The organism is Pseudarthrobacter sp. 01T43, from assembly GCF_056398665.1.
This window is the reverse complement of the sequence record NZ_JBFTPV010000012.1, coordinates 33,639-59,950: the sequence shown is the minus strand read 5'-3', so window position 1 is coordinate 59,950 and position 26,312 is coordinate 33,639. Positions and strand designations below refer to the sequence as shown.

General features: G+C 65.2%; 25 protein-coding genes. 13 read left to right on the top strand and 12 right to left on the bottom strand.

The window, feature by feature from the left end; genetic code table 11:
- Positions 1-7 precede the first annotated feature (7 nt).
- Both AC1DIM_RS12390 and AC1DIM_RS12385 read left to right on the top strand, forming a co-directional pair.
- Entirely contained in the window at positions 8-244 is a 237-nt protein-coding gene (locus AC1DIM_RS12390; protein WP_477710789.1) for a DUF2630 family protein, read from the top strand.
- 259 nt (positions 245-503) lie between these two features.
- Positions 504-1,883: an ammonium transporter gene (locus tag AC1DIM_RS12385; protein WP_477710788.1), complete on the top strand. Its 1,380-nt coding sequence runs from the start codon at positions 504-506 to the stop codon at positions 1,881-1,883.
- A 3-nt stretch (positions 1,884-1,886) separates the two neighbouring features.
- Here the strand turns inward: AC1DIM_RS12385 and AC1DIM_RS12380 are convergent, their stop codons facing one another.
- The 5 genes from AC1DIM_RS12380 to AC1DIM_RS12360 all read right to left on the bottom strand — a co-directional run bounded on the left by AC1DIM_RS12380 (position 1,887) and on the right by AC1DIM_RS12360 (position 6,936).
- On the bottom strand, positions 1,887-2,501 hold the full coding sequence (locus AC1DIM_RS12380; protein WP_477710787.1) for a TetR/AcrR family transcriptional regulator: 615 nt from the start codon (positions 2,499-2,501) through the stop codon (positions 1,887-1,889).
- Between the two features lie 100 nt (positions 2,502-2,601).
- On the bottom strand, positions 2,602-3,801 hold the full coding sequence (locus tag AC1DIM_RS12375) for an NAD(P)/FAD-dependent oxidoreductase (RefSeq protein WP_477710786.1): 1,200 nt from the start codon (positions 3,799-3,801) through the stop codon (positions 2,602-2,604).
- The gene (locus tag AC1DIM_RS12370) at positions 3,798-3,992 is read right to left on the bottom strand and encodes a ferredoxin (protein ID WP_477710785.1); all 195 of its coding nucleotides are present in this window, start codon (positions 3,990-3,992) and stop codon (positions 3,798-3,800) included. The genes AC1DIM_RS12375 and AC1DIM_RS12370 overlap by 4 nt, the downstream gene beginning before the upstream one ends.
- Entirely contained in the window at positions 3,989-5,161 is a 1,173-nt protein-coding gene (locus AC1DIM_RS12365) for a cytochrome P450 (protein WP_477710784.1), read from the bottom strand. Before AC1DIM_RS12365 ends, AC1DIM_RS12370 begins: the two co-directional genes overlap by 4 nt.
- Before the next feature lie 53 nt (positions 5,162-5,214).
- Positions 5,215-6,936: an MFS transporter gene (locus AC1DIM_RS12360; RefSeq protein WP_477710783.1), complete on the bottom strand. Its 1,722-nt coding sequence runs from the start codon at positions 6,934-6,936 to the stop codon at positions 5,215-5,217.
- A gap of 245 nt (positions 6,937-7,181) precedes the next feature.
- Here AC1DIM_RS12360 and AC1DIM_RS12355 point away from each other — a divergent pair, with 245 nt between their 5' ends.
- The 6 genes from AC1DIM_RS12355 (at position 7,182) to AC1DIM_RS12330 (ending at position 14,001) form a co-directional block, all read left to right on the top strand.
- Positions 7,182-8,192, top strand: a complete 1,011-nt coding sequence (locus AC1DIM_RS12355; RefSeq protein ID WP_477710782.1) for a phosphotriesterase family protein — start codon at positions 7,182-7,184, stop codon at positions 8,190-8,192.
- 50 nt (positions 8,193-8,242) lie between these two features.
- On the top strand, positions 8,243-9,196 hold the full coding sequence (locus AC1DIM_RS12350; protein WP_477710781.1) for a phosphotriesterase family protein: 954 nt from the start codon (positions 8,243-8,245) through the stop codon (positions 9,194-9,196).
- A gap of 66 nt (positions 9,197-9,262) precedes the next feature.
- A complete protein-coding gene (locus AC1DIM_RS12345; protein ID WP_477710780.1) occupies positions 9,263-10,390 on the top strand; it encodes an FAD-dependent oxidoreductase in 1,128 nt (375 codons plus the stop codon).
- 5 nt (positions 10,391-10,395) lie between these two features.
- The gene (locus tag AC1DIM_RS12340) at positions 10,396-11,328 is read left to right on the top strand and encodes an alpha/beta hydrolase (protein WP_477710779.1); all 933 of its coding nucleotides are present in this window, start codon (positions 10,396-10,398) and stop codon (positions 11,326-11,328) included.
- Positions 11,325-12,293 (top strand): MBL fold metallo-hydrolase, encoded by a 969-nt coding sequence (locus AC1DIM_RS12335; protein ID WP_477710778.1) that lies wholly within the window; start codon positions 11,325-11,327, stop codon positions 12,291-12,293. Before AC1DIM_RS12340 ends, AC1DIM_RS12335 begins: the two co-directional genes overlap by 4 nt.
- On the top strand, positions 12,286-14,001 hold the full coding sequence (locus tag AC1DIM_RS12330; RefSeq protein ID WP_477710777.1) for a CocE/NonD family hydrolase: 1,716 nt from the start codon (positions 12,286-12,288) through the stop codon (positions 13,999-14,001). The genes AC1DIM_RS12335 and AC1DIM_RS12330 overlap by 8 nt, the downstream gene beginning before the upstream one ends.
- 33 nt (positions 14,002-14,034) lie before the next feature.
- Here the strand turns inward: AC1DIM_RS12330 and AC1DIM_RS12325 are convergent, their stop codons facing one another.
- Entirely contained in the window at positions 14,035-14,673 is a 639-nt protein-coding gene (locus AC1DIM_RS12325) for a PadR family transcriptional regulator (protein ID WP_477710776.1), read from the bottom strand.
- A gap of 211 nt (positions 14,674-14,884) precedes the next feature.
- Here AC1DIM_RS12325 and AC1DIM_RS12320 point away from each other — a divergent pair, with 211 nt between their 5' ends.
- Entirely contained in the window at positions 14,885-17,326 is a 2,442-nt protein-coding gene (locus tag AC1DIM_RS12320; RefSeq protein ID WP_477710775.1) for a transglycosylase domain-containing protein, read from the top strand.
- A gap of 76 nt (positions 17,327-17,402) precedes the next feature.
- Here AC1DIM_RS12320 and AC1DIM_RS12315 read toward each other — a convergent pair whose 3' ends face one another.
- Together AC1DIM_RS12315 and AC1DIM_RS12310 are read right to left on the bottom strand one after the other, a co-directional pair.
- Entirely contained in the window at positions 17,403-18,866 is a 1,464-nt protein-coding gene (locus AC1DIM_RS12315) for an MFS transporter (RefSeq protein ID WP_477710774.1), read from the bottom strand.
- An 81-nt stretch (positions 18,867-18,947) separates the two neighbouring features.
- Complete coding sequence (locus AC1DIM_RS12310) at positions 18,948-19,421, bottom strand: MarR family winged helix-turn-helix transcriptional regulator (RefSeq protein ID WP_477710773.1); 474 nt, start codon at positions 19,419-19,421, stop codon at positions 18,948-18,950.
- Between the two features lie 265 nt (positions 19,422-19,686).
- On the opposite strand from AC1DIM_RS12310, the gene AC1DIM_RS12305 reads away from it, so the two are divergent.
- The gene (locus AC1DIM_RS12305; RefSeq protein ID WP_477710772.1) at positions 19,687-20,394 is read left to right on the top strand and encodes a molybdate ABC transporter substrate-binding protein; all 708 of its coding nucleotides are present in this window, start codon (positions 19,687-19,689) and stop codon (positions 20,392-20,394) included.
- A 123-nt stretch (positions 20,395-20,517) separates the two neighbouring features.
- Positions 20,518-21,159 carry an NADPH-dependent F420 reductase gene (locus tag AC1DIM_RS12300; RefSeq protein WP_477710771.1) on the top strand — a complete coding sequence of 214 codons (642 nt, stop codon included), beginning with the start codon at positions 20,518-20,520 and terminating at the stop codon, positions 21,157-21,159.
- Positions 21,160-21,270: 111 nt separating this feature from the next.
- On the opposite strand, the gene AC1DIM_RS12295 is transcribed toward AC1DIM_RS12300, so the two are convergent.
- The 4 genes from AC1DIM_RS12295 to AC1DIM_RS12280 all read right to left on the bottom strand — a co-directional run bounded on the left by AC1DIM_RS12295 (position 21,271) and on the right by AC1DIM_RS12280 (position 24,436).
- Positions 21,271-22,959: a long-chain-fatty-acid--CoA ligase gene (locus AC1DIM_RS12295; RefSeq protein ID WP_477710770.1), complete on the bottom strand. Its 1,689-nt coding sequence runs from the start codon at positions 22,957-22,959 to the stop codon at positions 21,271-21,273.
- A 4-nt stretch (positions 22,960-22,963) separates the two neighbouring features.
- Complete coding sequence (locus AC1DIM_RS12290) at positions 22,964-23,491, bottom strand: hypothetical protein (RefSeq protein WP_477710769.1); 528 nt, start codon at positions 23,489-23,491, stop codon at positions 22,964-22,966.
- Between the two features lie 98 nt (positions 23,492-23,589).
- A complete protein-coding gene (locus AC1DIM_RS12285; RefSeq protein WP_477710768.1) occupies positions 23,590-24,090 on the bottom strand; it encodes an SRPBCC family protein in 501 nt (166 codons plus the stop codon).
- 13 nt (positions 24,091-24,103) lie between these two features.
- Positions 24,104-24,436, bottom strand: coding sequence for an ArsR/SmtB family transcription factor (locus AC1DIM_RS12280; RefSeq protein ID WP_477710767.1), 333 nt, complete (start codon positions 24,434-24,436; stop codon positions 24,104-24,106).
- A 328-nt stretch (positions 24,437-24,764) separates the two neighbouring features.
- On the opposite strand from AC1DIM_RS12280, the gene AC1DIM_RS12275 reads away from it, so the two are divergent.
- Positions 24,765-24,962 carry a hypothetical protein gene (locus tag AC1DIM_RS12275; RefSeq protein ID WP_477710766.1) on the top strand — a complete coding sequence of 66 codons (198 nt, stop codon included), beginning with the start codon at positions 24,765-24,767 and terminating at the stop codon, positions 24,960-24,962.
- Positions 24,963-25,165: 203 nt separating this feature from the next.
- Entirely contained in the window at positions 25,166-26,122 is a 957-nt protein-coding gene (locus AC1DIM_RS12270; RefSeq protein ID WP_477710765.1) for a zinc-binding dehydrogenase, read from the top strand.
- Positions 26,123-26,312: the final 190 nt, after the last annotated feature.

Here is a 26,312-nt window from a genome sequence, read left to right as displayed (position 1 = left end):
AGAAGCCATGAACGATCAGGACATTTTAGGCCGCATTGAGGCGCTGGTCGCGGAGGAGCATGAACTCCGCGAAGCGTCGGGAGTTGGCAAAGCACCGGACGAGGCTCGGCTGAGGCACCTGGAAGAGAGCCTGGACCAGTGCTGGGACCTGCTGCGGCAGCGCCGGGCCAAGCTGGAGTCCGGCGAGAATCCGAACGAGGCAGCCACCCGTTCAGTCCACGAAGTGGAGGGCTACAAGCAGTAGGCCGAGGGTGGTGAGCAACTGGTGACGTTGAGGAAATGTGGGGGCGCACTCCAACCTGTCCACGCTGCCTTTCCCCTCCGGCAGCCACCTATTTAACCTGCGCGAAACATGCCGGTCACGCGGTCTTCACGCAGCGGTCCATTACGTAACAAGCACGCAACGTGCTGCGGCACAGAACGAAACACGGCACCACGACGATTGATCAGGGGGATCGCCCGGGCAGAAGTCCCGCGATCTGGATCAATGGGAAGGGACGCCGGTGCACATCACTGCGCAACACGTCTGGCTGATGATCGCGGCGGCTATGGCGCTGCTCATGACCCCGGGGCTTGGCCTCTTCTACGGCGGCATGACCCGGGCCAAGGCCGCCCTGAACATGATCATGATGAGCTTCATCTCGGCTGGAATCGTCGGTGTTGTCTGGGTTCTGTGGGGTTATTCCATGACCACGGGCGAGGGCTTCCTGGGCATCTTCGGCAACCCGTTCGCCAACTTCGGTCTGCAAAACCTCATGGGCTCCCCGGATCTGATCAAAGCCGGTTTCAGTGCCACCTTCGCGATCATCACCGTGGCATTGATCAGCGGTGCTATTGCGGACCGCGCCAAGTTCAGCGCCTGGGCCGTGTTTGTACCGGTCTGGGTCACGCTGGTCTACTGCCCGCTTGCCTACATGATCTGGGGCGGCGGGCTCATGAGCGCAGGCGGAGCCATGACCGCGGTGTTCGGCCAAGTAATCGACTTTGCCGGCGGTGCCGTAGTGGAAATCAGCTCGGGTACGGCTGCCCTTGTCCTGGCCCTGGTGGTAGGGCAGCGCCACGGTTTTGCGAAGGACCCCAGCCACCGCCCGCACAATGTCCCTTTTATCATGCTGGGTGCGGCCATCCTCTGGTTCGGCTGGTTCGGGTTCAACGGCGGCGCAGCCACCACGGCCGAGCAGGCCGGCCTGATCTGGGTGAACACGCTCGTTGCTCCGGCTGCGGCGATGCTCAGCTGGCTGCTCGTGGAGAAGGTCCGCCATGGCCACCCCACGTCGCTGGGTGCCGCGTCCGGCGTAGTCGCCGGCCTGGTGGCCATCACGCCCTCCTGTGCCAACGTCAGCCCAGTGGCCGCAATCGGCCTGGGTCTGGTAGCCGGGGCAGCCTGCTGCGTTTTTGTCGACCTGAAATACCGTTTCGGCCTGGACGATTCCCTGGATGTAGTGGGCGTCCACCTCGGCGCAGGCCTGATCGGAACCCTGGCCCTGGGCTTCATCGCCCTCCCGGTTGGCGGTGTAGGCGGCGGCCTCTTCTACGGCTGCGGCCTCCAGCAGCTGGTGGCGCAGTCCGCAGCGGTAGTGGTCACCGTGCTGCTCTCCGGCGTCGTCACCCTGATTATCGGCCAGGTCATCAACCGGTTCATCGGTTTCCGCGTCAGCCACGAGGCCGAAACTGCGGGCGTGGACCTGTCCGAGCACGCCGAAACCGCCTATGCCTTCGGTGAGCTCTTCGCCGGCCACTTCAACCCGCTGGGCCACCGTCCGGCCGCACCTTCCGCCGCGGCGGCGGCTGCCGGCGTCGAAATTTCCCGCCCGGCCGGCCGCGCCAGCGCAGTCAGCGCCACCAGCCCGGCCAGTGCAGCCAAGGAAGATTCCTTCGCCTAAGCGTCAGCCTTCATCGCACAGCAGGTGATGCCAGCTGTCCGCCAGCACCTCGAGGGCATGTTCCCGGTTTGGCTCGAACTTCCGGCGGGTCCAGAGCGTGGCTACGTAGTCAAGCGAGGTGAAGGCGAGGGTACCCCGGATGTGGCGGGTCTCTTCCGGGAAGCGGCCGGCCAGCTCCATGCCCCGGACGATGTCGGAGATGACTTCTTCGTGCCATCCCTCAAGCATGGTGCGCACTTCACGGTCGACGGCCGCGGCTTCGTCGAGGACGTCGAGGTAGGGGCGGAAAACCGGCCACAAGGCAGCGCGTGACTCCAGCCAGGCGAGGATTCCCGGCAGCTCGCCTGCACGCACGACGTCGACGAGCTCGGGGGCGGTGGTGCCCTGTTCGGGGGCGTCCGAACGGTCCAGGAAGGCGTTGACGCGCGCCATAAAGTCCCGCATCAAATCGCTGCGGGAGGGATAGTAGGCGTAAAAGGTTGCCCGCGTTGTTCCAGCCGCAGCGGCAACTTCATCGATCGTTGTGGCGGCGTAGCCCTTCTCGGTGAACAGCTCAAGTGCCCGTTCGACGATGACGTCCCGGGTCAGCTGTTTCTGGGCTTCTCGCAGCGACGACATGCGTCCATCCTATCGGTGGGGTGCAGAGTCCGAACGCACGCAGCGAAACGGAGTCCGGGGACGGGCCGGCCCTGCCATGTCGGGAGGCGCGCCGGGCACATCAGACACCCGCCGGCACGGTCCGCTGGAGCGCTTCCGGGCCGGCATTCGCCAGCCGCCGCAGTTTCGGGACGGGGATCCGGTAGTTGATCGCCGCGGCTGTGCCGGAGCCGAGTTCGCTGTCCCAGCGCAGCAGCATCGAGGCCGCCCCCTCGCCCGCCTCGGCGTAATCGGGCGAGCCGATGACCGGGGTGAAGCCCACCGCCTTGAGCGACAGGCCGAAGCCCTCGGTCCAGAAGTACGGCTGGAAGCTGAACTCGGGTGCGGCATCGCCCTGGAGAAGTCCGACGGCGGCGCTCTTGGCCTGGTCAATGGCGCTGGTCCACAAGGGAACGCGCTGCACTCCGCGATGGGTGGGGAAGAAGGCAACGTCACCGGCGGCCACAATGTCCGGCCGGAGCCGGCCGCGGGAATCGACGCGCAGCGACCCGTCAGTGACCAGGCCGGAACCAGCCAGCCACCCGGTATTAGGCTCGTCACCGATGGCGGTGACCACGAGGTCCGCCTCAAGTTCGGTGCCGTCAGCCAGGACAACCCGCGGGCCGCCGTCGGAGGCCGCGAGGCGCGCCTTCCCTCCCCCCACCACTTTGAGGCCGCGCCGGATGGCGGCGGACGTGAAGATCCCGGCCAGATGGTCACCGAGCTGCCGGGACAGTGGCCTCACGTCGGAGACCATGGTGACGTCGCAGCCCATGTGCAGGCACCCGGAGGCGACCTCCATGCCGAGCGGTCCGCCGCCGATGACGATCACCGAAGGACGCGACGCCACCAGTTCCTTGAGCAGGACCGCATCCTCGATGGTGCGCAGGGTGAGCTCCCGGAAGGAGCCGTTCTGATGTGCCCCTGCCGTTCCTTCCACGGGCCCGAGGCGCCTCGCCCGGGAGCCGGAGGCGATGACCAGGCCGTCATACGGCAGCTCACCGCCCCCGTCCGTGCGAACCAGCCGGGCCTCAATGTCGAGGCCCGTTGCGCTGACGCCGAGCAGCTCGGTAGCTTCGTGGGTCGGCTGCGGCAGCTCATGGGCCTGCAGGTGGTCGTCCCCGTGCAGGAGTGCCTTCGACAAGGCGGGCCGGCTGTAGGGCTGGTGCCGCTCCGCGCCCACCACGGTCAGCTCACCGTCGAAGCCGGCGGAGCGCAGCGAGTCACACGCCGTGAGCCCGGCGATGCCGTTGCCGACCACCACGATCCGGCGCATGGTCATGCCGCGGCCAATCGCAGGGCGGCCACAGGGCAGATCCTGACGGCGGCCTTCGCTGCATCCAGCTCCGCCCCGTCCACGTCCACGACATCGATGACCAGCTCGCCGTCGTCATCAAGGTGCATCAGTTTAGGAGCAGCTTCCTCGCAGAGGCCGTGTCCTTCGCAGCGTGGCCGGTCCAGTTCGATCCTCATGCTGCCACGACCTTAACGACCTCGAGCTTCTCGATGCTGCGGGTGATGTTGCTCGGCTCCCTCACTTCGTCTCCGATGGTCAGCGACTGCACCCGGCGGGCTAGGGCCTCGATGACTGCGTGCGCTTCAAGCTTCGCCAGCCCCTGGCCGGCACAGCCGTGCGGGCCGTAACCGAAGGACAGGTGATCCACGGGGTTGCGCGCGACGTCGAAGGTGTCCGGGTTTTCGTAGTGCCGCGGGTCGCGGTTCCCGGCGCCGAACAGAATGCCCACCTGCGCGCCGGCGGGGATGGTCACGCCGTCGATCTCCACATCGCGGGTTGCCTTGCGGCCCCAAATGTGGACCGGCGCCCAGTAGCGCAGCACCTCGGCGAACGCTGCAGGCACCAGTTCCGGGTTCGCCCGGACCATGTCGAACTGCTCCGGGTGGCGCCCAAACAGCGCAACGATGTTCCCGATCGAGGCGATGGTCGTATCGACGCCGGCACCGAGGTACTGATGGATGATGTGCCCTGCGGCGCCTTCGGGAATCTCGCCCCGGGTTTCGGCGTCGAAGATTCCGCGGCCGATGGAGCCGGGGGCGAGGTCTTCGGCGGTGACCGACGAGCACCAGCCATATAGCTCCCCAGCGATGGGGAAGCTCTCCTGGGTGCGCTGGTTCAGCGGGCCGATGACCTGCATGGCGGCCTGGCCCCACCGGAGCATGTTGTCCTTGACATGTCCCTGGAACCCAATGAGGTCGGCAACGATCTCGATCGGGAAGGCCCGGGCCAGGGAATCGATGGCCTCAAAGCTGCCGCTGTCAGCGAGCTCGGCGACGAGCTTGTCAGCCTTTTCGTCGATAACCACCTTCAGTCCGCGAAGCGCCCGGGGGGTGAGGTTCTGCGACAGCGTCGCCCGCAGCTGGGTGTGCACGGGCGGGTCGGAGGCCAGCGAGGTGCCCTGCAGTGCTTCGTTCACCATGGGGTTGAACCCGATGCTGGTGGACGAGAAGGTTTCCGGATCGCCGAGGGCGTCGCGGATGACGCCGTAGCGCGTCAGGACGTAGAGGTCATTCTTGGGGAGGTGGACCACTGCAGCCTGCTCGCGGAGTTCGGCGTAGGTGGGGTAGGGATCAACGAGGATGGCGTCATCCCAGATGTCGATGTCAGATTCGATGGGGGCAGTCAAGGTGTTCTCCTTGCGGATAGTAGGTGGTGGGTCGGAGCCGGGGGCCGTGAGTCTTAGGCGACGGCTTCAGCGTTGGCTTCGGTGGTCTCGGCTATGGCATCAGCCGACGGAGCCGAGGACCGTGCGGAGATGAAGAGGGTAAGAACGGCAGACAGCGCTGCAGCGATGCCGGCGGCGAAGTACACAGCCTGGAAGCCTTGGCCGAGGGAAGTCCCCGCGACGCCCTGGATCTGGGGCTGGGCAGAGGCCAGGGCCTTGACCATACCGTCGACAGCCTGGGCCGGTGCGCCGCCGGCCGTTGCCTGGCCGGTGAACTGGGCGATGACGCCGTCCCAGCCGGAGAGGAATCCCAGAGGTGGCACGTTTGAAAGCCCGCTGACGACTTCCGCCGGAAGGCCCGCACCGCTAAGGATCCCGGCAAGGGGTCCGGCAAAGGCGGTGGCGCCGATGCCGAAGGCGATCGCTGAGCCGACAACGGGGCCGAGGGCGAAGCCGAGATCGCGCAGCAGGTTAGTTGTTGCCGAAGCCATACCGATTTGCCGGGGCGGGACGGTGTTGATGGCTACGGCAGTGACTGACCCGACGGTGAGGGCGAACCCGATGCCAAGCACCAGAAGCGGCGGAATGAAGGCAGTCCACGGAGTGCCGCCGAAAGCCTCGGGAGTGCCGAGGGCGAAGGTGGAGAGCCAGAAGCCGGCGACGGCCATGAGTGTAAAGCCCGCGGTGAGCACCCAGCGCGGGGCCACGTGGTGGATGAGCCATCCCACCACCGGGATGAAGGCGAAGGCGGGACCCTGGATGAAGACGAAGAGCACGCCGATCTTCCAGGTCTCGGCCAGGGCGAGTCCACTGACTGCGACGCTTGTGCTGAAGCAGATCGCGAGGAAGGCGAACATGCCCGTGACCGCCACAATGCCGGTGATCGAGTAGGCGCTGTTCTTGAACAGGGACAGGTGGATAAGTGGCTCCGCGGTGCGTGATTCAATGACCACGAAGGCGACCAGGAGGACAACGCCGGCGATGTAGCTGGCGATCACCTGGGCGCTGCCGAAGCCGGCGTCCACCGCTGTCACCGTGGCATAAAGAACGGCGATGAGGCCAAGTGCCAGTGTGAACTGGCCGGGCAGGTCCAGCTTGCGCCCTTCGGCGGCCGCGGAGTCCTTCGCCCGGAGGGCGACGAGGAGCACGAGCACTGCAATGCCGGCGGCAACCAGGTAGGCCGCCCGCCAGCCGCTGAACTCGTTGGGCGCACCCGGAGCAGCCCCCGGCACAGTGAAGAACTGCGCCGTGAAGCCCGCGAGCACTGGCGAGATCACCGCGCCAAGGGACAGGAACCCGGCCCAGGTCGCGATGACCTTCGCCCGGGCTCGGTGGTCCGGGGTGATCGCCGCGATCATGGACAGCGAGATGGGGAACAGGATGCCCGCCCCAATGCCGCCAACCGCTTGCGCGAAGATCATCGTTTCGGTGGTCTGCGCCAGCGCGGCCAACACAGAGCCGATAACGCTGACCGCAGCGCCGACGTAGAGCAGCTTTTTGCGTCCGAACATGTCGCCCAAGAGTCCCCAGCTGAGCTCAAAAACGACAATGCCCATCAGGAACATGCCGGCAATCCAGGTCAGGCCGGCACCCGAGGTGTGGAATTCCACTGCGAAGGTGCCGCTCAGGGCTCCCGGCAGGGCGTTGGTGATCTGTGCCAGTGTGACCGCGCTGTAGGCGGCGACGAAGGTGGCCCGAACCGAGCCGCGGCTCGGTACTGGGATGGTCTGGTTCATCGATGAAACTCCCTTGTTTCCGGATAGATGTGGCGCTCCCCACAGTCTGATGCCAAGCTTTACACAATGTCAAGAGTGTCTACTTCACGTTGGAATCGTAAGCGTATGGATCAATACGTTGCGTTCAATTGCTTGACACTCTGTATAGAAATATGTGATGCTGGCTACATTGCAACGGAGCCACGGCACGGACCGGACTCCGCGGCGCCCCTGCATTCAGCCCCCATCTTCAAGGGAGAAGCCAAATGAGTCACACCACACCCGTCGCTACCGGCGATGCGTTCCATGCCCCAGCCGGGCCAACCGTCAACACGGTCCTGGGTCCCGTCCCTGCTTCTGAACTGGGCGTCGTCGCGGTCCATGAGGCCCTGTTGTCAGTACTCCCCGGCGCCCAGTACGCCCCGGACATCTCCATGGACCGGGCGGAGATCTTCGAGGTCCTCGCTGCAAAGCTCCATGAGTTCCGTGACCACGGCGGTAAGACCATCGTGGACAGCACCGGAATGTTCCACGGCCGCGACCTCAAGCTCTACGAAGCACTCTCCCGCTCCACTGGCGTCCACATCGTCGCCTCCACCGGCCTGGGCCCCGAGGAAGAACTCGGCGGCTACTTCCTGACCCCGCAAACCAACCCGCCCACCCCGTGGCCTGCGGAGAAGTTTGCCGATCTTTTCGGCAAAGAGGTCACTGAGGGAATGGTGGTCCCCCGGGTCGAGCGGCGTGCTGCCGCCGGCATCGTCGCCACCGTCGCCGACCGCGCCGGCATGACGCCGACTGAAGAAAGCCTGTTCCGCGGATCCGCCCGCGCCGCTAAGAACACTGGTGTGCCGGTGTCCATCCGTTTCGGCGCGGACGTCCTGCACGATCTGGACATCGTCCTGGACGAGGAGATCGGGGCCGACAGGGTGCTCGTCGGCGACCTTGACCGCCGGGACGCCAAGGGCTCGGCCGTCGAGGTGGCGGCCCGCGGGGCCTTCGTGGGCATCGACCACGTGGGCCTGAACGACCACGCGGACTACCTCACCGACCAGGAGCGCGCCGAACTGGTCCTTGAGCTGGTCAAAGCCGGCCGTGCAGAGAAGATCATCCTGTCGGGCAACTCGATCGGCGTTGCCAAGGGGTTGCCGGAGTACAACCTGCCCTACAGCCACGTAATGACCACGTTCGTGCCTTTCCTCAAGGCACAGGGCCTCAGCAACGAAGACGCCCGGCGCGTCCTTGAGGACAACCCGCGCAACCTGCTGACCGTGCGCTAAGCACCCACCAGCCCCCACATCACAAGCTTTCGAACCTCTGAGGTGAACGAATGACCAAGGTCAACACCGTGCTGGGAACCATCCCGGCCGAAGAACTGGAAATCGTGGCGGTCCACGAACACATCGGCTACGGGATGCCCGGGTCCGAACTGGACACAAAATGGTGGAAGACGCCGGAACAGGCGTACGAGGAAACCGTGCCGAAGCTGCGGAAGTTCCGCGAATACGGCGGCGGCACCTTCGTGGACGCCACCGGCATCTGCAACGGCCGCGACGTCGACTACTACAAGTCCCTGTCCCGCAAGACGGGCGTGCACATCGTGGCCTGCACCGGCTTCGTTGGCGGCGACACCGCCCTCCCGCACTTCTCCCGCGCCACCGTGGACTACCTCGCGAAGGTCTTCATCCACGAGATCACCGTGGGCATCGGAAACACCGGTGCCAAGGCCGGCGTCATCAAGGTGGGCGTGAGCCGGGGCGGACGGATGACCGACCTCGACAAGCGCATCTACCGTGCCGCGGCCCGTGCCGCCGTCGTCACCGGCGCCCCGATCCTGACCCACCTGGCCATCGACCCCGAACCGGCCGTGAGCATCTTCAACGAAGAGGGCCTCTCACTGGACCGGGTGCTCTTCGGCCACGCCGACGACGGCCTGAACGCTCCGATCACCCCGCACGACTGGATCTACGAGCAGGGCGGCCGGATCGGCTTCGACACCTTCGGCTACGATCTCGAGCTGCCGGATCCGCCGTTCTGGGGCCGCAAGCGCGCCGAACGCATGGAGCACTTCGTCAACCTCGTCAACAAGGGGTATGCGGACAAACTCCTGGTCTCGGCCGACGCCAACTGCAGCCCGTTGGGCTGGCCGGGCGTCAAGGGCCACACCATCAACTACATCTTCGAGGACATGATCCCGGACATGCGCGCTGCCGGCATCGACGACGCCACGCTCAAACTCCTGCTCGAGGACAACCCGGCCGACTTCCTGTCGCTCCACGCCTGACCCCCGTACAGAACACCACAACTTACCCCTCCAGGCGCCGTCTGGCTCACGAAAGAGACTTATCCAATGAAGGCTGAAGACATCAAGAACCTCAAGATCGCCATCATCGGCGCAGGCTACGGCGGCGCTGCCGCGGCCAAGGCCCTGAGCCTGCTCGGTGCAGACGTCAAGGTCTATGAGCAGGCTCCCCAGATGGGCGAGGTCGGTGCCGGGATCGGCCTGCGTCCCGCCACCATGGCCCGGTTCCGCCAGTGGGGGATCTTCGACGCGATCGCCAACGTGAGTTCGGCAAGCGACTACTTCGAGATCCTTACCGCCACCGGTGACCCCATCATGAAGGACACCTGGCCGGAATTCGGCGAAGAGAAGCACACGTACCTCATCCACCGCCGCGACTTCATCGAGGCCCTCCTCAGCGTGCTCCCCGAGGGCATGGTAAAGCTCGGCCACAGGTTGGAGACCATTGAAGACAAGGGCGGCCGCTCCGTCCTGACCTTCGCCAACGGCGAGACCGCCGAGGCCGATCTCGTGGTCGGTGCCGACGGCATCAAGTCCTCAGTGCGCGAGCAGCTCTTCAGCGACAACGGCCCGGTGTTCTCCGGCGAGCACGCCTACCGCGTGGTGATCTCCGCCGACGACGCCCACGGCATGGTGACCGACGACAACCTGCGCATGTACATCGGTAAGGGCACCAAGGTCTACCTGCTGCCGCTGCGCCACCGCAACCAGATGTCCTTTGACATCACCGCGCTGAACCCGGACGGCACCTGGGCGCCCACCATCACCAAGGAAGACCTCCTGAAGACCGTGGAAGGCTTCGACGAGCGGATCGTGGCCATCACCCGGGGCTTGGACATGGACACCGTGAACATCCGAGCCGTCTACGACATCGACCCCGTCGACACGTGGCATACCGACTCCGTTGTCCTCATGGGCGATGCGGCGCACTCCATGCTGCACCACCAGGGCCAGGGCGCGAACTCCGCCATTGAGGACGCAGGAGCACTTGCCGACGCGCTGGCCCAAGCCCACTCGGTCAAGGAGGCGCTGGCCCTGTTCCAGTCGACCCGCAAGCCGGTGACGGACGAGCTGCAGCGTATTTCCCGCCAGGGCTGGAGCGAGGAAGAAGTCAACGACGTCTTCCCCGGCCAGAAGCCCAAGTCCCAGCAGCCTGCGGCCGCAGCGCAGGCCTGAACGCCATGACCATCCATCCCGAAATTGCGAAGATCCTCGCCACTATCCCGGCGCCCGACGGCTCGCCGCTTGACCCTGCCGCGATGCGCGCAGGCGAGGCTGCACACGTAGCCCCGCCCGCGGAGCGGCTGCCGCTGCACGCCGTCGAAGACGTCACGGCAGAGACCAAATCCGGTGCGGTGCCCGTCCGCATCTACACGCCGGCCGAGTCCGACGCCTACGGCGTGCTGGTGTACTTCCACGGCGGCGCGTTCTTCCTGGGCAGCCTGGACACACACGACCATGTTGCCCGGTCACTGGCCAAGGAGACCGGCTTCAAGGTCATCTCCGTGGGCTACCGGCTGGCCCCGGAGGCGGCTTTCCCGGCGGGTCTCGAGGACTGCTACGCGGTGGTCCGCTGGGCCGCCGAACAGGGCAATACCCTGGGCTGGGACGGGAAGAACCTGGCCATCGGCGGCGACAGCTCCGGGGGCAACTTTGTCGCCGCCGTCGCCGCCAAGGCCCACGACGACGGGTTCGACGGCGTCACGCACCAGATTCTGTTCTACCCGTCCGTGGACCTGGACTTCGACGAAGACCGGTACCCCTCAATGCGGGAGAACGCCGTCGGGTATGGACTCGAAACTGCGGGCCTGAAGCCCTTCAACGCCTTCTACCTCGACAGCGGCGCGGATCCGGCCGACCCCCTGGTCTCCCCCATCAAGCGCGAAGATCTCACTGGCCTGCCGCCGGCCCTGATCATCACGGCAGAGCACGACCCCCTGCGGGACGAAGGCGAGCTCTACGCCCAGCGCCTGCGGGATGCCGGAGTGGACGCCACGGTCAGCCGCTACGCCGGAGCCAACCACGGCTTCGTTCAGAACTTCTCCTGGATCCCCGAGTTCTACCGGCCCTTCCGCGAGGCAGCCGGCTTCCTGCACGCGAGGGCCGGGCAGTGACCGGATCAGTCGCCGTCCATCCCCTGGTCTCCCCGTGGGGCCGCTTCGGCCTCTACAGTTTCTTCATCGATGCACCGGAGCCTGCCATCGTGGACACGGGGATCGCCTCCTCGCCCGCCGAAGGCATGGTGCCGGCACTGGAAGGGATCGGCCGCCGGATCGAGGACGTCCGCTGGATCTTCCTCACCCACGGCCACATCGACCACATCGGCGGCGCACACGCGCTGTGGGAGCTCACCGGTCGGCGTGCGCAGGTGGTCATCCACGAGGCCGATGCACCGATGCTCCGCTCACGCCGGGCCCACGTGGACGAATACCTTTCCGGGCGGGCACAGTATGTGGATGACCCGGACGGCGAGGCCAAGCTGACTGCGGCCACCAACGCGGTCATCTCCGGCGAGATGGAGCCAACGATGCTGGTTCGGGGCGGCGAGACCATTTCCCTCGGCGGGGACGTCACCGTTTCTGTCCACTCGATTCCGGGCCACACGCGCGGCTCGGTTGCCTACGTCATTGACGGACAAAACGACGTGTTCGTCGGCGATGCTGTCCAGGTCCACGGGGCAGCCAACGGATTCCCTGGATTTGTGGACCCGGCCGGCTACCGCACAAGCCTGCAGTACCTCAGCGACGAGATCCGTCCGCGGCACCTCTACCTTGGACACCCGTACCGCCGCGCGGACGGCACTGCGTACGGTGTGGAGCTCGACGCCGATCAGGCCCGGGAAGCGCTGCAGGGCAGCCTGGCGATCGAGGCCCGCGTCAAGGACGCGGCCTGCGGCTGCCTGGACGAAGGACTGCAGGAATCGGATTCGCCGTATTCACCGTTCGCCCGCGTTGCCGAGGACCTTGGCTACACGGGCGACCCCACCTTGGAACCGTCGCCGTTCTTCACAACGCTGCATGGGTACCGCACAACGCTCGACCGTTTGACCGAAGATGAGGAGATAAGCACTCGTGGATGACTTCCAGCTAGTGAATGCCGGTGGCGAAAAGATCGCCGTCCGCAAGGACCTGCGGGTCCCCATGCGCGACGGCGTCGAACTCGCCGCAGACGCCTATCAGGGCACCGACGACAAGCCGCGCCCTGCCCTGGTGGCGCTGAGCCCCTACGGCAAGGAACTGCAGGCCCTCGCCCTGACCACTCCGCCGCAGCGGCGCCCAAGCCCCATGTGGGACGGCTGCATCGAGGCCGGTGACATCGCCCGGATCGTCAAGGAGGACTACGTCCACGTCATAGGCGACCTGCGCGGCTCCGGCGCCTCCGGGGGCGAGCACATCGGCAACTACAACGCCGGCGGCGTTTCCCTGGGCCAGGACGCCTACGACTTCATCGAATGGGTAGCCGAGCAGCCCTGGTGCGACGGCAACGTGGGCATGGTGGGCATCTCCTACTTCGGCTCCATGCAGGTACTTGCCGCTGCCGAACGCCCGCCGCACCTGAAGGCCATTTTCGTCTCCGGCGGCCACTACGACTTCTACGAGACCACCTACCACGGCGGCGTCATGTGGTTTATGCCGCGCGCTGCCCGCGAGGGCCGCGGCGGCGACTCCGGCTGGGCATTCACGGACAACGTCAAGTCCCGCATGGTCGAAAAGTACTCCCCTGAGGAGCTGAAGAAGCTCGTTGCCGAGCGCCTGCAGGACCCGGACGTCGCAGCGTGGCCGAACCTGGTCCATGTCCTGCACTACCCGAAGAACCACGAGGCCTGGTTCGACATCGTGATGAATGAGCTCGACGGCGACTGGTACGAAGAGCGCAATCCGATCACGCTGGCCCCGAACATCGACATCCCCGTCTACCTGCAGCTCGACCAGGGCCGCGGCTGGACCCTGGACGGCACCATCGAGCTGTATGACGCGCTCAAGGGCCCCAAGAAGCTGGACATCGGCCCCTACCCGCCTATGCAGTCGCGCCCCTTCATTGAGGAGCACGAGAAGATGTTCCGGTGGTACGACTACTGGATCAAGGGCATCGATAACGGCGTGATGGACGAGCCGCCCGTGAGCGTCTTCGTTGAGGGTTCCCGCGAGGTGGTGACGGCGGACCAGTGGCCGCCGAAGGATGTTGAGTACAAGTCCCTGTACCTGCGTCCGCGCGGCAAGCTGTCGCCAGAGTCCGAGCCGATGGCGGCCGAATACGCTGCCCCGGACGGGTTCTACCAGGCGCCGCTGACGGTGACGGACAAGGTGGAGATCCTGTCCTGGAGCACCGAGACGTTCGAGGCGGCCACGGAGCTGATCGGCACGGGTGCCGCGCATATCTTCGCGGAAATCGACCAGCCCGACACCAACTTCATCATGCGGCTCTGGGACTACGCCCCTAACGGCAAGCGCCAGCTCATCACCAGCGGTTACCTCAAGGCCTCACACCGCGAACTCGACGAGCGCACCACCGAGGGCAACCCGTACCACCCGCACACGCGTTCAGTGCCGGTGGAGCCGGGGGAGATCGAGGAATACGTGCTGCGGCTGTACCCGTTCGCCAACACCTTCAAGCCGGGCCACCGCCTGGTGGTGGAGCTGTCCAACGACGAGCCGCTTGCCGACGAGCACAACGCCCTGCTGCCGCCGGATGCCTTCCACCTGCCGGTGGGGCGGCCCGTCACCCACAAGATCTACCGCGACGCCGCCCACCGCTCCCGGCTCGTCCTGCCGTTCACCACGAACTAGGCACTCGAGACAACGCACGACGCCGGATCCTGGCTAATCGGCCAGGATCCGGTAGAGCGCCCGGCGGGTTTCGTCCAGCTTTTCCACTGCCGCAGTGCGCTGCTCTTCTGTTGCGGCACTCCGGAATTGATGGATAACGCCCATCAGCTTTCCCACGCTCTGGTGGAATGCCGGCCCTGACCCTTCGGCCTCGGTGTTCCACGCGTTCGCCAGTTCCTCGGCGTGCTCGGCCACGTAGGCCTTGCCGGCGTCGGTGAGGGTGAAGTCCGTGCGCCGGCCCTCGCTGAGCGGCGTGATCAGTTCTTCGTCCACCAGCTGCTGGAGCGTTGGATAAACGGAACCGGGGCTGGGCCGCCATGCCCCGGAGGTTTTCTCTGCGATGGTCTTGATCAGGCCGTAGCCATTCGAAGGGGCTTCGGCCAGGAGCGACAGGATCGCCCAGCGGACGTCTCCCCTGCCGGCCCGCCGGGAACCTGACCCGAAGCCGGGACCAAAACCTCCGCCCGGCCCGAACCCTGGGCCAAATCCCGGTCCGAATCCTCCGCGCGGTCCGAATCCCGGGCCAAACCCTGCGCCGCGGTGCCCGTGCGGGCCGCGCTGGCCCCTTCCGCGCTCAAACTTTCCGCGCCCGAACGACGGTTCCAGAAACTTGTCATCGTGAATGCCTTTCATGGTGGCATCTTCCCTTCATACGTTGTCGAATTATCTGCCGGTGAACCTATCACCGATAGTTAACGATATATCGGTAACTATCGGTGCACAAGGATAAAAATGGATTCTTCGTCGACGACATTGCGGCTTTGCTATCAGTTCGGCCTACATCTGGTTGCCACACGCTCCGCGGCGTATCCTGTTCACACGTCGCGAGCTTGAGGGCTGATAAATGGCGAAGAAAAAGAAGCGCGGGCATCGTGTAGCCAGGACCTTGGTAAGGATCCTCGGGTTCTTCACCGCGAGCGCATTGTGCGGCGTGTTAGCCGCCAGCCTGGTGGTGCCCGCCGTGGCAGCCGCGGGGTTCGGGGTCAGCACCTCCATCGGTTTCTTTGACGCCCTCCCCGCAGAACTTACCGTCCAGCCGCCGTCGCAAACCACCAGGGTGCTCACCGCGGATGGTCAGACGATCGCCACGTTCTACGCCGAAAACCGCGTCAGGGTTCCGCTGGACCACATGTCTCCGTACATCAGGGACGGCATCGTAGCGATCGAGGACAACCGCTTTTACGAACATGCCGGCATCGACCCCCAGGGCATTGTGCGGGCTCTTGTTTCCAATGTGACTTCCGGCGGGCAGCAAGGGGCATCCACCATTACCCAGCAGTACGTCACCAATGTCGTCAACGAAGCGCGGCTGTCCCAGGACAAACGGGACGAGGTGATCCTCAGCGGCCAGAAGGACATGGGCGTCAAACTGCGGGAGATGAAGCTGGCCGTCGCACTGGAAAAGAAGTTCACCAAAGACCAGATCCTTGAGGGCTACCTGAACATTGTTTTCTTCAACAGTGACGCGTACGGAGTGGAAGCGGCCGCCAAGTATTTCTTCAGCACCACGGCGAAGGACCTGACCCTCCCGCAGGCAGCGCTGCTGGCCGGGCTGGTCAACAGCCCCACCTTCTACAATCCTGCAATCAATCCCGCGAATTCGATGGCCCGCCGCAACCAGGTACTCGCGGAGATGCTCAAACACGGCAAAATCACCCAGGCCCAGCACGACGAAGCTGCGGCCACCCCCATCGAGCTCAAGATCACTCCGGAGCGGCAAGGTTGCGCCAACGCAGCCATGGCGCCCTATTTTTGCGATTACGTCTCGCACCTGATCCTCAACAATCCCGCCTATGGTTCGAGCCTGATCGAGCGGCAGAGGAGGCTCTACCGCGGCGGCCTCACCATCACCACCACGTTGGACAGCAGGCTGCAGGCAGCAGCCCAGGCGCAGGTGGATGGCACGGCCGGCGCCAACCCGGACCACTGGGGCGCGGCACTCGTCTCAGTCCAGCCGGGCACGGGGAAGATCCTGGCAATGGCGCAAAACACGGTATTCCTGCCGGCTGACGGAAAATTCGACACCCAACTGAACTTCAATGTTGACGCCAAGGATCCCCAGGGGAACGACCTCAACGGCGCCGGCGGCTTCCAGCCCGGGTCAACGATGAAGCCATTTACTTTCGCGGAGTGGCTCAACGAAGGCAAGTCCCTCACAGCCGTGGTGGACGCCTCGCGGCGGGTGTACCCGCTGGGGTTCCCGTGGCGGTCCAGCTGCGGAAAAGTGCTGGGCGCCTACAGCACGGCCCAGAACAACCCCGAACAGGGCGCTGCGGATGACCTGCAGAACGCCGAGGACGGCTTTTACCGCCCCATGCCCATCAACTATGGCCTGTACAACTCCATCAACACGGCCACGTTCGCAACCGCCGCCCAACTGGACTTCTGCGGCATCCAGAAGATGGTGGACACCGTGGGCCTTCACAGTGGCCTGGATGGCGCCCAGATCAACATGCACCAGCTGGGCAACCTGCTGGGCGCCACCGGTGTGGCGCCGCTGCACATGGCTAACGCCTTCGCCACCTTTGCCAACGACGGAAAGTACTGCAGTCCCGCCGCGCTGGTGGATGTCACTGACGCAACAGGAGGCAAGCTTCCGGCCCAGCCCAGTAATTGCCGGGACGCGGTGAAGCCTGACGTGGCACGCGGCGTCAACTCGGTGCTGCAGGATGTGCTGGTCAAGGGCTCCGGCTTTTGGATCAACCCCAAGATCCACACCAAGATGCCAACTGCTGCCAAGACGGGCACCTCGAACAACAACGGCTCCACTTGGGTGGTGGGCTACACGTCCGGCCTTGTCACCGCGTCCTTCTTTGGTGATGCGCTGGAGGGCCAGAAACGTTCCGGCCAGAACGTCACCATCAATGGAACCTTTTACCCTCGGCTCGATGGCTGGATGATTGCCGGGCCGCAATGGGTCAATTACATGCTGCAGGCGGCTCCGCTGTATCCGGCAAACCCGTTCCCGCCGCCACCGGCATCCATGATGAAACCGTCGTACACCCCCGCTCCCGCTGCGCCCTGGGTTGCGCCGCCGGCGCCCGCTGTACCAGCCCCCGCTCCTCCCCCGGCGCCAGCACCACCGGCACCCGCGCCTGCACCGGAGCCACCCCCAGCTCCGGCGCCTGTTGCCCCGGCCCCTGCCCTTCCTCCTGCTCCGGCGCCCGGACCCGCGCCCGCGCCTGCTCCCGCGCCCGCGCCCGCGCCCGGCCCTCCGGCCCCGCCCCAGCCCCCGCCACCGAACAATCCGGGGATCGATCCGCCGCCAGACCAACCTGACGATTGATGCACCAGCACAGGAAGGCCGACGACGGCGGGAGGCTCCCGCCGTCGTCGGCCTTTGGTGTTGAGATCCTGGGGTGTCAGCCCAGGTGGACCGGCTGGTTCGAGTCGCTGCCGCTGAACGTCTTTTTGGTGATGGTGATGAGCAGCAGTGCCAGCGGAGTGATCAGGATGGCAACTCCGGCAGCCCACAGGAACACGGACGAGTAGCCGGTGGACAGCGCCGCCAGTTGGCTGCTTCCCGCCGCAGCTGCGGTTGCTGCGGCGGCGATGGTGCTGAAGAGGGCGATGCCCAGCGAGCCGCCAATCTGCTGCGTGGCGTTCACGAGCGCGCTGGCCACGCCGGCGTCGTGGTTGGCCACACCGAACAGCGCGAGGTTCTGCATGGGCACAAAGACCATGCCCAGGCCGATCCCCATCAGGATCAGGGCGGGGAGCATATTCACCAGGTAGGTGCCCTCCGCGCTGACCCGGGTCAGCCAGAGCATAGCTGCAGCGATAAAGACAGGCCCGACGGCGGTGGGGATCTTCGCGCCCAGCTTCGGCAGGTTTTTGGCCACGATGGCCGCCGTGACAATGAGCACCACTGTCATGGGGAGGGAGGCGAGGCCCGCGATGAACGGTGCGAAACCGAGCACAATCTGGATGTAGTAGTTGATGAACAGGATGCCGCCAATGAGAACGGCTCCGGCCAGGAACGAGGCCAGGAAGGCAGCCGCGCGGTTGCGTTCGGTTGCCACTCGCAGCGGAAGGAGCGGGTGCTTGACCTTCTTCTCGACGACGACGAACAGCACCATCAGCGCCACGCCCGCGAGGATGAAGCCCCAGGCCTCCGGCGTTCCCCAGCCGTGCTCGGCGTTAGTGAAACCGTAAACGAGGGAGCCCAGGCCGAGGGCGGCGAGGACCACTCCGGGCCAGTCGTACTGCGAGGGGCCTTCGGCTTTGCTTTCGCGGACCATCCTGACAACGCCGAACAGTGCGATCAGGGCGATGGGTACGTTCACGAAAAAGCACCAGCGCCACGACACGTAGTCGGTGAGGAAGCCGCCCAGCAGGACGCCGGCCGCAGCACCAACACCGCTGATGGAACCGAAGATCGCAAACGCGGTGCCCCGATCCTTGCCGCCGGGGAAGGAGACGGTCAGTAGCGCCAGGGCCGCCGGGGCAAGAAGCGCCGCAAAGACACCCTGCAGGGCGCGGGCGCTGATCAGTTCCCAGGGTTCCTGTGCAAGGCCGCCGATCAGGGAGGCGACTCCGAAGCCTGCAGCCGCCACGATGAACGTCCGCTTGCGTCCCCAGAAGTCAGCGATCCGGCCGCCGAGAAGCAGGAAGGCACCGAACACGAGGGCGTAGGCCGTCACCACCCAGGACCGCGTGGAATCGCTGATTCCCATTTCGATCTGGAGACGGGGCAGAGCCAGGTTCACGATGGTGCCGTCGAGCACCACCATAAACTGCGCCAGTGCGAGGAAGACCAATGCCCCCCACCCGCTTTTCCCGCTTATTTTTTGTTCAGTCTCCGCACTTGCCAGCTGAGTCGCCACGGCTGTTTCCATCCCTTTGAAGTAGTAATACTTATACAAGCATAACTACTTCAGCGCCCACGCTCGACAGCGCCCGGCAGCCTACTCGGGTTCTGCCAGGATGCAGGCCAGCCGTTCCAAGGCGGGCAGGCTGGCAGCTATCTGCGCCTGTTCCGCCGGCAGCAGCCTGGAGCTGGCCGACGCCAGGGCCTCAGCCCATGCCCCCTCCAGGACAGTCCTGATGCGCAGGGCTTCGGGCGTGGGGTGCAGCACCACGTACCGCTTGTCGGCCGCGTCGCGGGTGCGGGTCACCAGCCCCAGGGCTACCAGTTCCCGCAGTTGCGCACTCACGTTGCTCAGCTGCCGCCCCAGCCGCGCTGCCACTTCAGCCACCGTAATGCCGGGGTGCCGCTCGATGACGCGCACAATGTCAAGAAGTCCACTTGACAGCGGCAGGACGCCGGTGCCCTCGTGGGATTTGCGCCGCACTTCAAAGGAAACATCAAGGATGGCGACGGCCAGATCCCGGTGCGCTGCGGGGCTGGTCTGCTGTTCAGGGGGGTCAACACTTGCCATCCCCCAAGCATAGGGGCGGCGCAGGCACGGCTATGCAGCCAGCAGGAAACACCGGTTGTCCACCATGAGATCGAGCGACGCTTCACGGTCAACGGTCCAGCCGAGCCGCATCCACAGGTTAGTGCAATGATCACAGGGCTCCGGCGTTCGATGGCTCGCCAAAGGCCGCCTTCATAAATCGCAGCGCGGGCTACCGCAGGGTAAGTCTTAAGGGAGCACGCACTGCTTTAACTCGCGTACCGCTTTGACTACCCCTAGGACCCCGATGGATACTCCAGCTGCCAGCCACGACTCCCGGCCCCTCTCGCTGTTCTGCGCGTTTGCGCTCAAACAGGCCATGGAGGGAACCATCCTTCCCGCATACAGCACGGCGGGCGGCCCCCACGTCGAGGCGGTCTTCGAGCCCACGTTCCGGCTGCTGACCAGGATCGAGTCCGGCGCCCGTCCGGACGTGATCGTGGGAATCGCGGGCACCCTGGCCGGCCTTGCCGCAGCGGATATCGTGACGGACACCAGGCCCGTCGCCCGGACGGGAGTGGGCGTGGCAGTTCCGCCGGACACTCCGGCTCCGGACATCAGCACGGTGGACGCGTTCATCAACGCGGTGACCAGCGCCCGTTCGGTGGCCTACTCCCGCAGCGGACCCAGCGGCATCTACTTCGCCGGACTGCTGGAACGGCTGGGGATTGCGGAGCAGGTCACAGCCAAGGCCACCGTGGTTGATTCGGGGCCGACTGCGGCGGCATTGCTGGATGGCCGCGCGGACCTCGCCATCCACCAGCTCAGTGAGCTGATCCTCGTTCCGGAGGCCACCATCATTGGTCCGCTTCCGGAGGCCATTCAGGAATACACATATTTCTCGACGGCGCTGGGCACCGCATCCAGGGCCGCCGGAACCGCGGCGCTGCGCGAATTCCTGCACGGCCCCGAAGCACGAGCGGCATACGCGGCAAATGGGTTGGAAGTTTGCTGAAGAAATACTTGACACTTCAACTTAATGGGCATATATTTAGTTGTAGCTTCAAGTAGTAATCCTCCAGCAGAACAGAATCTGATGAAAACCCTCCTCGCCCGCCTTTTCGGAAAGAAGACCACCATGACTGACATCACGATCATCGGCAACGGCAACATGGCCCGCGGCATCGCAACCCGCGCCCTCGCAGCAGGAAAGAACGTCGAGATCCTCGGCCAGGACGCCGCCAAGGCGCAGTCACTGGCCAACGAACTCGGAGCAAACGTCACGTCCGGCACCACGGCGAGCGCGCCGCAGGGCGGCATCGTGATCCTGGCGGTCCCGTTCGACGCCGCCAAATCAGTGGTCACCGCGTACGGCGAGCAACTCACCGGCAAGACCATCKTGGACATCACCAACCCGGTCAACTTCGAAACCTTCGATTCCCTGGTGGTGGAGCCCGGCTCCTCGGCCGCCGAAGAAATCGCAGCGTTGGCCCCGGCCGGAGCCAACGTGGTCAAGGCTTTCAACACCACCTTCGCCGGCACGCTGGTGGCAGGCGAGTCCGCCGGCCAGCCGCTGGACGTCTTCATCGCCGGTGACAACACGGACGCCAACCAGGCGGTCAGCAGCTTCGTCAGCGCCGCCGGCATGCGCCCGCTGGTGGTGGGTCCGCTCAAGCGCTCCCGCGAACTCGAGGGCTTCCAGTTCGTCCTCATGACCATGCAGGCCAACCCCGCGTTCGCCGACTTCAACTGGGACACCGGACTCGCGGTCACCAAGTAAAACCACGAACAAAAGCCAAGGGCACGACGCGCGGGACTTCCCGGCGTCGTGCCCTTACTTTATGTCATGAAGACTTGAGCCCCGGTCCCCAGAGACGTGGGTTCCGGTTGCTTAAAGCTCCGGAAGCACCTGATCCCGGACCTGCCTTCGGAGGATTTTGCCGAGCATCGAGCGGGGCATGTCCTTGATTTCCACAATCCGGCGCGGCACCTTGTAGCCGGCCAGATGTTCCCGGCAATGGGCCCGGAGGGCTTCTTCATCGAGTGTTGTGCCGGGTTCAAGCTCAACGGCTGCGGCCACCAGCTCGCCGCCCCGTTCCAGCGGCTTACCGATCACGGCGGCGTCCTTCACATCCGGGTGGAGCCGCAGGACGGACTCCACCTCGCTGGGTGAGACGTTGAACCCGCCGGTAATGATCAGCTCCTTCGCCCGGTCCACCACCGTGGCAAAACCGTCCGCATCGACCGTGACAATGTCGCCGGTCCGCAGCCAGCCGTCCGCAGTCAGCGTCTTTGCCGTTTCCTCCGGGTTGTTCCAGTAGCCCCGGAATACCTGGGGGCCCTTAATGAGCAGCTCCCCCTGCTGGCCGGGCCCAACCTCCGTGGCGGGGTCGTCCACTTCCACCACCTTCATCAGCGTGGACGGGAACGGCACGCCGATGGTCCCCGGCCGCCGGCTTGGGTGGAAAGGATTGCCCAGCGCCACCGGCGAGGATTCGGTCATGCCATAGCCCTCCACCAGCAGGCCCCCGGACACGGATTCCCAGAGCTCCACCACATGGTCCGGCAGGTTCATGGCCCCGGAGATGCAGTACTTGCAAGAGCGCAGGGAGACGCCCTTTTCCCTGGCCGCCATCGCGGTGCGCTCGTAGATCGGCGGGACGGCGCAGTAGACGGTGGCCGGTGACTTCTTCATGGCGGCGAGCACCAGATCGGTGTCGAACTTGGGAAAGAGCACCAGCAGGCCCTGCTTGCGGATGCCGAACGTGAGGTAGAGGGTCATGCCGAAGGCGTGGAACATCGGCAGGATGGCGTAGAAGACTTCCTTGCCGTACTCGGCCCCCTGCATCCAGGCTTCCCCCTGCAGGGCATTGGCGTAGAGGTTGAAATGGGTGAGCATGGCGCCCTTGGGCCTGCCGGTGGTCCCGGAGGTGTACTGGATGACCGCGAGGTCCTCCACCGAGGGCCGCGGGTGTGCCGGGTCAATCCGGCCGTGGCCCAGGAGTTGCTTCCACGGCATGGTGCCGGGAGCCGGGGCGGTCAGGGATGCCCTGGTTTCGCGCAGTTTCCCCACGGGCAGGCCCAGCGCCAGGCGCTTCAGCGCGGGGAACGCTGCCAGCAGGTTGACCGAGACAACGTGGTCGATCTCGATGTCAGCCGGGAAGTCCCGGACAGCCGCGGCCGCCTTGTCCCAGGCGATGACCACCCTGGCCTGATGATCCTCAAACTGATGGCGGAGCTCCCGGGAGGTGTACAGCGGGTTGTGTTCCACCACCACGGCGCCGAGGCGGAGTACCGCGTAGAAGGCCACAACATGCTGCGGACAGTTCGGCAGGATCAGGGCCACCCGGTCGCCGGCCCGCACACCCAGCTGCCGGAGGCCCTCGGCGGCACGGTCCACCTGTTCTCCGAGCTCGGCGTAGCTGGTGCGCCGGCCGAAGAACTCCAGCGCCGGAGCCGTGCCGGCTTCGGCCACGGAGCGTTCCAGCATCGCCGTCAGCGACTCGGTTGGCAGCTCAATCTCCGCCGGCACCCCGGGCTGGTAGTTCTTCACCCACGGCTGCACACCTACGTCTTTCACGCCGTCAGGCCTGCCCGAAGCTCAGCACACGCCCGGCGGCCGTCCATCCCGACCCCAGAAAGCGGTCCGCCTCGTCCGGGTCCACGATGAGGATCAGCGTGTGGGCGCCATGGAGGAAGGCCTCCTCGGCGAGCGTGGCAAGCAAAGCCGGTTCGTAAGCATCCCGGTCCTGCGGCGTTTCGAAGCGGAGGTTGCCGATGACCGCTGCAGCCTCGCCGACACTGATGCGCCCGCCGCAAACAGGATGGTCGAACACAGAGATCTCGGCGACGTCGTAGTCCCCCATGGGAGCCGAAGCCACCTGGGCATCCTCCGGGAGGGCGTGGGCTGCGGCAACTTCGGCCGTGATGGCAGTCAGGAGGACGTGCTCGCCGATGGGCGAGAGCCCCCGCTCCTGCGCCTGCTCCCGCGCGGCGGTGGCATCCGCTTCCGCTGTGATGAGCACAGCGGAACCATCGGCGGCTGGCCCAGCCCCGCTGACCCGGCCCCACAGCTCGGCCCATTCGCTGAGATAATCCTGCAATTCGGACATGTGGCGCTCCTCGACTCGACGGCGGCGGTTCATGTTGATTCTTGCACCACCGCCCCGCCGCCGCTAAACCGACTCAATCCCTGCGGTTAAAGCTGCTGTTACACCGCTCGGGCGTGCTCCGCGAGGACGGCATCGATCTGGCCGGCCGCCAACTTCATGCCCTCCTCCATGCCCATCTTGACCATCTCCTCCATCTGTTCCTCGGATTCGAAGGTGGACATGATGGTCATCCGGGTGCGGCCGCCGATGTCCTCGAGGTCCACGGCTGCGTGGGTGATGCCGAGGGCGTCCACCGGGGCGCCGTCGTCGTCCGCGAAGCCGTCATCAAATTCGAGCTTCAGCGGGGCTTCGATGGCGGTGAACTTCCACCAGCCGCCGGCCTTCTCGCCTTCGGGCCCGGTCATGACGTAGCTGGCCTTTCCGCCGGGCTTGAAGTCAAACCCGTTAAACGTTGCAGGCCAGGTGGGCGGTCCCCACCAGCGCTCCAGTTGGCGGGGGTCCTCCCAGATCTGCCAGACGCGTTCGACGGCGGCGTCGAACTCGGCGACGAGGGAGAAGCTGAGTGCCTCGAGATTCTTGGTGGAACTGATAACAGGCATTGCCGTACCTTCCTTATCCTTCTGCCAGGATGTCCGCGATCCGTCCGGCGCGCTGCCGCCAGATCGCCTCATACTCATCGAGTAGCCGGCGGGCCTTCTGCAATCCGTTGTGGTTGCCCCGCACGATCTGCTCCCTTCCGCGCCTCTCCTTGGTGACCAGGGAAGCGCGCTCCAAAACCGCCACGTGCTTCTGGACGGCGGCGAAACTCATGGCGTAGAGCGCAGCAAGGCCGGAGACGGAGTACTCCGCCACGGTCACGCGCCGGACGATGTCCCGGCGGGTAGCGTCTGCAAGCGCCTGGAAGAGGCGGTCCACGTCCGCATCACTGAGCTTATCTACAACCATTTGGTTGTACGATACGCCCGGTGCTACGGGGTGTCAACGGGTTCCCGGGGACGCCGCCTGGAAGGGCAGGCCCCTCCCGGACCGGCAGGCCAACCTGCTGCAGGCGGTCCTGTTCGCGGCACGCCGAACGGTCGCGTAACAGGCATGCGACACGAACGTGTAATCGATCACACTTTCGCCGCTACGGTTGTCAAGTCCCCGGCTCACCGTGAACCATGGCTATGGGGCCTCGTTGCCCCGCACTTCTAAATCAGCAATCCTCACCGACGAGGATGCGGCCGATTCAAGGATGACCCGGCCGTCAACTGCATGAGCGAAAGAACTAACAATGACGTTTGAATCCAGCCATTCCGTATCCCTCAAAATCTGGGACCGGTCCTCCATTGACCACACTCTCGACGCCGCGGCGCAGGACCTCTCGGTCAAGGCGAACACCACCAAATGCCGCATCGCGGTCCACGCCAGCGGTCCCAACACCTTCACACTGACCGTCCGCAGCGACGACCGTCAGCTCGTCACCGCCTAAACGGTTCCGCGCCAATACAGAAGCGGACGACCGCCGGAACCTCCCTGGGTTCCAGTGATCGTCCGCTTCTTTTTTGTGCCCGGGGAATCCGCGTGATAGTTGGGTCACATCGCGGGCCCCGCCGCCCAAAAGAGGGGTATGGTGGATCTTAGTGCATGCATATGCATGAAGTTATTCAATGGATCGACGAAGGAGAATGCCCCATGAAGGCATGGCAGTTCAGCGGCACCAACAACCCACTGGAACTCAACGAGGTCGCGGAACCGGCTACCGGTCCGGGCCAGGTCGTTGTCAGCGTCAAGGCCGCAGGCGTGTGCCACTCCGACGTCACTGCCCTTGACGACGCGGGCTGGATGCCGCTGTTCCCCGAACTCCCCCGCACTATGGGCCACGAAAACGCCGGTGTCATCACCGAGGTCGGCGAAGGCATGGACCACTGGAAGATCGGCGACCGCGTGGGCCTCTCCCCCGTCATGAGCGACGGTGACGCCATCGGCTACGGCAAGTGGGACGGTGGCTTCGGCCCCAAGCTGCTCGCCACGGACGACAACCTGGTCAAGCTGCCGGACGAGGTCACTTTTGAACTCGGCGCCATGGCAACGGATGCCGGACTCACCGCGTACCACGCCATCATGGCCGTCGGCGGAGCCAAGGCCGGCATGAAGGTCGGCGTGATCGGACTCGGCGGCCTCGGGTATATCGGCGCCCGCGTCGCCGTGCTGGCCGGAGCAGAGGTGTACGGCGCCGAGGTGAATCCCGAGACGCAGAAGCTCGCTGACGAAATCGGCCTGGCCGGAGTTGCGGACTCCATCGAAGCTTTCAAGGACAAGAAGCTGGACCTGATTGTTGATTACGCCGGCTTCGGCACCACCACGGCGGCCGCGCTCGAGACGCTTGCCGAGTTCGGCACCCTGGTGCAGGTTGGCATGGGACGCCTCGAGTCCACCATCAACACCTACCCGCTGATCATCAACCAGCTTTCGATCAAGGGCTCCAAGTCGGGCACCAAGGAAGACCTCGAGAACCTCTACGCCCTGATGAAGTCCGGGCAGCTGAACCCGCCGATGAACCTGATCACCCAGGCGGACATCCCCGACGCAATCGACAAGCTGCGCAAGGGCGGCGTGGTGGGCCGCTTCATCGCGATGTACGAGGACTAGCAGCTTCGGTACCACTGCAAACCTGTAACACTGCAAACAGAAGCGGACGACGCCGGCACCCCCGGCGTCGTCCGCTTCAGTTTTGTGTCTCAAGAGACGAGCGCTAGTCCTGGCCGCCGCCACCCACCGGAAGGACTGTGCCGGTGATGTAACTGGCATCATCGGAGGCCATAAACAGGATGGGCGCTGC

Bases quoted from the DNA above. Each gene is read 5' to 3' on its own strand.
- AC1DIM_RS12390 (WP_477710789.1), top strand. From the start codon at position 8: ATGAACGATCAGGACATTTTAGGCCGCATTGAGGCGCTGGTCGCGGAG.
- AC1DIM_RS12380 (WP_477710787.1), bottom strand. From the start codon at position 2,501: ATGTCGTCGCTGCGAGAAGCCCAGAAACAGCTGACCCGGGACGTCATC.
- AC1DIM_RS12375 (WP_477710786.1), bottom strand. From the start codon at position 3,801: ATGACCATGCGCCGGATCGTGGTGGTCGGCAACGGCATCGCCGGGCTC.
- AC1DIM_RS12370 (WP_477710785.1), bottom strand. From the start codon at position 3,992: ATGAGGATCGAACTGGACCGGCCACGCTGCGAAGGACACGGCCTCTGC.
- AC1DIM_RS12360 (WP_477710783.1), bottom strand. From the start codon at position 6,936: ATGAACCAGACCATCCCAGTACCGAGCCGCGGCTCGGTTCGGGCCACC.
- AC1DIM_RS12355 (WP_477710782.1), top strand. From the start codon at position 7,182: ATGAGTCACACCACACCCGTCGCTACCGGCGATGCGTTCCATGCCCCA.
- AC1DIM_RS12350 (WP_477710781.1), top strand. From the start codon at position 8,243: ATGACCAAGGTCAACACCGTGCTGGGAACCATCCCGGCCGAAGAACTG.
- AC1DIM_RS12345 (WP_477710780.1), top strand. From the start codon at position 9,263: ATGAAGGCTGAAGACATCAAGAACCTCAAGATCGCCATCATCGGCGCA.
- AC1DIM_RS12340 (WP_477710779.1), top strand. From the start codon at position 10,396: ATGACCATCCATCCCGAAATTGCGAAGATCCTCGCCACTATCCCGGCG.
- AC1DIM_RS12325 (WP_477710776.1), bottom strand. From the start codon at position 14,673: ATGAAAGGCATTCACGATGACAAGTTTCTGGAACCGTCGTTCGGGCGC.
- AC1DIM_RS12320 (WP_477710775.1), top strand. From the start codon at position 14,885: ATGGCGAAGAAAAAGAAGCGCGGGCATCGTGTAGCCAGGACCTTGGTA.
- AC1DIM_RS12310 (WP_477710773.1), bottom strand. From the start codon at position 19,421: ATGGCAAGTGTTGACCCCCCTGAACAGCAGACCAGCCCCGCAGCGCAC.
- AC1DIM_RS12305 (WP_477710772.1), top strand. From the start codon at position 19,687: ATGGATACTCCAGCTGCCAGCCACGACTCCCGGCCCCTCTCGCTGTTC.
- AC1DIM_RS12290 (WP_477710769.1), bottom strand. From the start codon at position 23,491: ATGTCCGAATTGCAGGATTATCTCAGCGAATGGGCCGAGCTGTGGGGC.
- AC1DIM_RS12285 (WP_477710768.1), bottom strand. From the start codon at position 24,090: ATGCCTGTTATCAGTTCCACCAAGAATCTCGAGGCACTCAGCTTCTCC.
- AC1DIM_RS12280 (WP_477710767.1), bottom strand. From the start codon at position 24,436: ATGGTTGTAGATAAGCTCAGTGATGCGGACGTGGACCGCCTCTTCCAG.
- AC1DIM_RS12275 (WP_477710766.1), top strand. From the start codon at position 24,765: ATGACGTTTGAATCCAGCCATTCCGTATCCCTCAAAATCTGGGACCGG.
- AC1DIM_RS12270 (WP_477710765.1), top strand. From the start codon at position 25,166: ATGAAGGCATGGCAGTTCAGCGGCACCAACAACCCACTGGAACTCAAC.